Source organism: Parafrankia colletiae (assembly GCF_001854655.1).
Taxonomy (GTDB): domain Bacteria; phylum Actinomycetota; class Actinomycetes; order Frankiales; family Frankiaceae; genus Parafrankia; species Parafrankia colletiae.
In genome coordinates, this window is record NZ_MBLM01000053.1 from 1 (window position 1) to 5,923 (window position 5,923).

The window sequence follows — 5,923 nt, forward strand, 5'->3', positions numbered from 1 at the left end:
GACCTGCCCGGGCGGCGGACAGCGCGCCGCTGCCGAGGCCGGAGTCCGAGTAGAGGAAGCCGAGCTTCACCGTGTCGGTGGTGACACCGGGGCTGTCGCAGGTGGCAGGTACGGCGTCCTCCCCGCCGCCTCCGCCCGACCCCGAGCATCCGGRGACGGTGGCGGCCAGGACGGCGGYGAGCACCACCCCAAGCCTTCTTGTCAAGCCGCCTGAGCGCATCAATAACCCCACAGGAAATAAACAACGATCGTGATGGGGGATCTGGGCCGCGGTGGGCRGGGCGAGCCGGGTCAGATCAGACAGGGCTGAAGACTGGGCAGTGCCCCCATCGAAACGTTCATACTTAGTGAAATTTTTGGCTGATAGTAGCAGGTCCGATCTACGGCCCGTTGGCCGGCAAGTGGAGCGGCCGGCGTCGATCCGATCCAAAGTCAATCCCGGTCCGGTCGGCCCACTTGCCGGCCTTCTCTAACGCGGATCTGCTTCATCTGGAGCCCGGTGTGATTCCTGTCGCGCTACGGTAGCCCCGTTTCCGACAGGTTTCGGGCGATTCGTCCGGCGTCGCCCCACCGTCACCCGGAGTCCCTGCCTGGCCCTGACCTCGGTCGGTGGTGCCTCCCGGCAGCGTGCGGTGCGGGGGCGGCGCTGCCGGCGCGGACGTGTCACAGTCGTCCACCACGCGGTCGTGGTCGCGCGCTGATCGGCTAGCCGTCCGGCTGTGCCCGGCACCGGTCCTGGCCGGGGAGCACAGTCGCTCCCGCAGAGCCGAGGCCACCCCGTAAACGCCGGCCACACTGCCGAAACCAGGTGCCGGGCGCTCGGTTCCGTGGCCCGTCTGCGGGTCGTTCCGGACGGAGATATTCCGCTATTAGATCCCGGTTCCCGTCTCCTGGCGTCAGTCAATAACCGGCCGGTCGGATGGGTGTGGGGTCGGGAACTTGGCGGTAGGCCGCCTCTCGTACAGAGAGAACAGGGGAGTGCTTCGCAGTAGCGGCGTTCCCGCTCGCGACGGAGAGCCGGTGCGGCCAGCCAGGCGTCGCTCCGGGACTAAATCAGATGTCTTTTCCGCGGCATCGTTGGCGGGTGGCACGGTCGCGGGAGCGCCGAAATTTCTGGACGGCTCCTCCGTCCGGGAGAAAGAGGTATCCGCGAAAATCAGTCGCCTGGTGCCATAGCGCCTTTGCTGACGGCCCCGGTGAGGTGCCCCCGGCGCAGAACTGTCGGTACCGCGTGAAACGCTCGGACCATGGTCCTTGTTTTCGAAGGCGAGCTCTGGCTGTGGAACGCCCGCCGCGTTGATACGTGGACGTTTGTCAGCCTGCCGACAGAGGTCTCTGCGGAGATCCGCGACCGTGCCGGCGGAGCAAGCCGCGGCTTCGGGTCGCTACGAGTGCGGGTCACCGTCGGGGGCACCACCTGGGCCACGTCGATCTTCCCGGACAGTGCGGGTGGCAGTTATGTGCTGCCCGTCAAACGGGCCGTCCGCAGAGCGGAGGAGCTGGAGGTGGGAGACGCCGTGGCGGTCACCGTCGAGCTCGTCGACATCTGATGTCCGGCAGCCCGGCCGTGCCGCTCGGCACGAGGTTCGGCGCCGACCCCTGGAGGCGTGCCACCGGATCTTCGTTCGATCCGAGACGGTGCCGACCAACCTGGACCTGGTGCCGGCGGAGTTCGGCGGGAGGTCTGGTCCGCCGGCTGCCGGCCCTCACCGCCCACACCCTCGGCCTCCAGGCCGGGGAGCCGTTCCGGATCTGCTGCCCCGGCCCTACGGCCGGGGCAGCAGTACATACGCCGATATTGCGCGTGAGTGCTTCCGGGTCAGCCCGCTGACGGCGTGTCGTCGAGCAGTTCGAGTGCCACCAGGTCTTCGTAGGTCTCGCGGCGGCGGATGAGCCGGGCCCGGTCCCCCTCGACGAGGACCTCGGCGGGCCGGAGCTGGCTGTTGTAGTTGCTCGTCATCGTCATGCCGTAGGCGCCGGCGCCGAATATCGCGATGAGGTCGCCGGCCGCCATCGCCGGGAGCGCACGGCCCTTTGCCAGATAGTCGCTCGATTCGCAGATCGGGCCGACGACGTCATAGGTGACGAGGTCGTCGAGTGAATGCTGGTCCCGAGAGGGGGGAACCATCTCGATGCCCGGCGTTACCGGCCACATGAAGTGATAGCTGTCGTACATCGCGGCCCGGACGATATGGGTCATGCCCGCGTCGATCACGACCAGCTGCCGTTCGCCGGCCTGCTTGCGGTAACGGACGGCGGCGAGGAGCACACCAGCGTTCGCCGCGATGGTCCGGCCCGGCTCGAAGATGACCTGACCACCGCGGCCGACGAAGCCCTCCAGCCGCGGGCAGATCGCCTCCGCGAAGTCGTCCCAGCCCGGAGCACTCCCCGCCGAGTACTCGGCGGGGAAACCGCCACCCAGATTGATCGTGGTGACCGGATGYCCGGCGGCCTCGATCTCGGCGACGAGGGCCAGGACCCGCTCGAGCGCCATCGCGTAGACCTGCGGATCGAAGATGGGGCTGCCGATGTGGACGTGGATGCCCTCCGGCCGAAGGGAACCGTCGGCGGCGGCCGAGCTGAACAGCGCGGCAGCCCGCTCGATGTCCACCCCGAACTTCACACCGCGGACGGCCGTCGTCGTCCGGGCCGGGGTACGCAGGTCAGGTGCGATGTCGGGGTTGACCCGGATGGCCAGCCGTGGTCGCCGACCCTCCTCTCGCGCGATGCGGGCGAGGAGCGCGACCTCCTCCTCGGACTCGACGTTGATGCAGCGGATGTCCCGCCGGACAGCATCCCGCAGCTCGTCGGCGGACTTGCCCACGCCGGCCAGAACAATGCGTTCGGTATTCACACCCGCGGCCAGCGCCCGGTGCAGTTCGCCGCCGCTCACCGTGTCGATACCGGCGCCCTGCTCACCCAGGAGACGAAGCAGGTGCACATTGCTCAGTGCCTTCGCGGAGAAACAGATGAGCGGATCGATCGACTCGAACGCCTTGGCAAACCGAACATAATGGTCGACGAGAGTCGACGCCGAATAGACATAGGTCGGTGTGCCGAATTGTTCGGCCACCTCACGCAGCGGCGTCTGGTCGCACCACAGGGCGCCGTCGCGATAGGAAAACTCGTCCATCTCATCCTCACCGTGATGGCCGGTGCCAGCCTACCCGGCACTATCACCGGTCTCGGCAGCAAAGGCTGACTAGAGGCTACGGCACGGTGCGGTTCACCCCCGCGCGCCGTGACCGGCCGTCCGGCGGTGCGGTTGTCCGGCGCGGCGGGTGCGGTCGCCAGCCCGCGTCGCATCCCATGCGTGCCTGCTGCCGGCCCCGCGCWCGGCTGCTGCCCCGGGTCTGCCGCTGTCCCGGCTGGCTGTCCGCGCGGCGGCTGCCGCCCCTCGCGGCTTCCGCCGAGCCGCTTCTCGGGCTCCCGTTCGCCGCCCGGTCGTCGGCCTGCCCTGGCAGCGGCTGACGACGTTCACCGTGGCTGCGAACAGTGGGTGACATTCTCCGCAACGATCGGGGGGCGGCAACGGATATGTACAGGTCAGGGGATATGAATGGGCCCGCTGTTCCCGAGGGGGCAGGCGGCGGGCGGGTGGGCGGCCGGTTGCGGTCGTGCCGACAAGGACACGGATGAGACGACCATGGAGAACACGGTGACGGGCGCGCGACAACAGGGCATGGATCGGGACGCGACCCGGAGGCGGCCCCGAGCCGCAGGCATGCCGCGCATGGCGGCGGTGCCTCTCGCCGCACTCTTCACCCTCGTCACACTCGGTGCCGCGGCCGGCTGTGGCGACAACATCACCGGGGCAGGTCCGGCCGGTGGTGAATCCGGCCGGAGTTCCGCTTCCTCTTCCCCGAGTGAGGCGGCCCCGGCCGGGCCCGCGCCGCTGGACATCCTGGTCACCAACGACGACGGGGTGGGCGCACCGGGCATCGACGCGGTCGTCCGCGGCCTGCGCGCATTGCCCGGGGTCACCGTGACAGTCGTTGCACCGGCCACGAACCAGTCGGGCACCGGTGGCCGGACGACCCAACCCACCCCCACGCACCGGGATGCCACGACGGCCAGCGGCATTGCCGCGACCGCCGTCGACGGCTTCCCCGCCGACTCGGTGGTCGTCGCGCTGGACGTTCTCCACGTCACCCCGGATGTCGTCGTCTCCGGGATCAATCAGGGCCAGAACCTGGGCCCGGTGGTCGACCTCTCCGGCACGGTCGGTGCGGCCAGGGCCGCGGCATCGCGGGGCATTCCGGCGATCGCCTCGAGTTTCGGGTTCGCGGACAGCTTCGACTACGGTCCCGGCGTCACGCTGGTCGTCGACTGGATCACCCGGCACCGGGCGGAGCTGGCCGACGGTGCGCCGTCGGCCGGGCCGCGGGGGAGCGTCGCCAACCTCAACATCCCGAACTGCGCGGTGGGCGGCGAGGTGCGCGGACTGAGGGAGCTCCAGACCCAGCCGTCGCTACCCGACATGGCTGCCGCACTGGCCCGACAGGACTGTGCGTCCACCGCCGAACCGGAGGAGGAGGTCGCGGCCTTCACCGCCGGCTTCGCGACGCTTACCGAGATCCCGGTCGAGGGCCGTGTTGCCACGACGTCTCCCAGCTGATCTTTAACGTTTGACCGTAATGCCGGAAAAGTGGCTCGATGCTGGCGATGGCCTTCCCGCCGCATGGCTGTCCGCGCACAGCGACAGCGCAGTTGCCTTCGGGCCTGCCCCCGAGGGCGGCTGGCGGGGATGACGCTGGCTCCCAGCAGGCTTTCTCGCCGTTCCTGATCCGACGTCCCAGGTTGCGGTCAGTCTGACGCCGTAACGAGTCCGATCTCGTGGAGTGACGAATCGCGTGYGGTCTGTCCATGCCCGCCGGCGGCCCAGATCTGCCGGGCGTGCCGGGCGATGCGTCCCCCGCGCGACGGTGGGCGGTATCTGGCCGTAACACGACGGCTACCTTTCATGCCCGACTGGCAGACCCCCCACCGGAGCACAGGGAAGGCTCTACGTTTCCACTACCCCGAACGGGGGTGGGTGGTGGAGCTGTTGGCATTTCCCGGGTGCCGGCCGGCCATCTCCACCCCCGTACGGGCGGGGGGCGGCCAGTATGCCGCGGGCCAGCTGGTGTGGGTCCCGGCACAACACAGAGGTAGGGCGGTCATTGATGGACGGGACAGGTGTGCGCGGGGGGCTGCGGGGTGGCGGGGCCATCCCCGCGCGGGCTGGCTTGAGTGGAGCCGAAAAAACAACGGAGAATCCATGTTCGGTGGGTGGCAGGGCGTCCGTGTCACGCCGGTGGCAGGCGGGTGCAGCATGAGCGGCCGACACAGTGCGCGGCGGCGCGCCGCCCGGCCGCCGCGAATCCGGCAGGTCGACCGGGCCTACCGGACCTTCCGCGGCCACATCGCCGACCGCGTCTGCCTCGCCAGCCGGGTCGACTCCGCCGACCGTCGGTCAGCCCTTCTCGCCACGACGGCCAGCCTGATGACGATCATGCTCGCGGTCTGCATGCTCGGCGTGATGGCGTTCGGCTCCACGGCATGACCGGCTCCGTCCCGGCCGGGCGGTGCGCCGCCGCGGTCGTCCTCCCGCGAACCGGGGCTCCGGTGGACGGAGCAGGCAGCGCCGCGCTGTCCGGGCGGACGGTGCGTCCCGCGAGGTCACGGACGCAGGTTCCGCTCGACCACGCCTGTCTGATCCCGCCCGCGAGGCCCGGGCACCTCCGTGGCCGCCGTGGCCATGGCCGTGGCCACGGCCGCAGCGAGCCCTGACCACCGCCAGCCACACCACGGCCGCAGCGAGCCCCGACCACCGCCAGCCACACCACCACCGCTGCCAGCCGCGGCACCAGCCCCACACAGGACCATCGCCCGGCACGGGTTCCGTGCCGGGCGAAGTCGCCTCAGCCGGCGCCGGGTGGCG

At 70.0% G+C, this 5,923-nt stretch carries 4 protein-coding genes and 1 pseudogene; 3 read left to right on the forward strand and 2 right to left on the reverse strand.

Going from position 1 to position 5,923, the window contains the following annotated elements; genetic code table 11:
- Positions 1–187: pseudogene (locus tag CC117_RS07970) on the reverse strand (ABC transporter substrate-binding protein); the annotation flags it as partial.
- A gap of 1,060 nt (positions 188–1,247) precedes the next feature.
- Between CC117_RS07970 and CC117_RS07975 the strand changes: the two are divergent.
- Positions 1,248–1,550, forward strand: a complete 303-nt coding sequence (locus tag CC117_RS07975) for a DUF1905 domain-containing protein (RefSeq protein WP_071083112.1) — start codon at positions 1,248–1,250, stop codon at positions 1,548–1,550.
- Between the two features lie 269 nt (positions 1,551–1,819).
- Here the strand turns inward: CC117_RS07975 and lysA are convergent, their stop codons facing one another.
- Positions 1,820–3,133: a diaminopimelate decarboxylase gene (gene lysA / locus CC117_RS07980; protein ID WP_071083113.1), complete on the reverse strand. Its 1,314-nt coding sequence runs from the start codon at positions 3,131–3,133 to the stop codon at positions 1,820–1,822.
- A gap of 600 nt (positions 3,134–3,733) precedes the next feature.
- Here lysA and CC117_RS07985 point away from each other — a divergent pair.
- Together CC117_RS07985 and CC117_RS07990 are read left to right on the forward strand one after the other, a co-directional pair.
- Entirely contained in the window at positions 3,734–4,618 is an 885-nt protein-coding gene (locus CC117_RS07985) for a 5'/3'-nucleotidase SurE (RefSeq protein ID WP_071083114.1), read from the forward strand.
- A gap of 696 nt (positions 4,619–5,314) precedes the next feature.
- On the forward strand, positions 5,315–5,545 hold the full coding sequence (locus CC117_RS07990; protein WP_071083115.1) for a hypothetical protein: 231 nt from the start codon (positions 5,315–5,317) through the stop codon (positions 5,543–5,545).
- Positions 5,546–5,923: the final 378 nt, after the last annotated feature.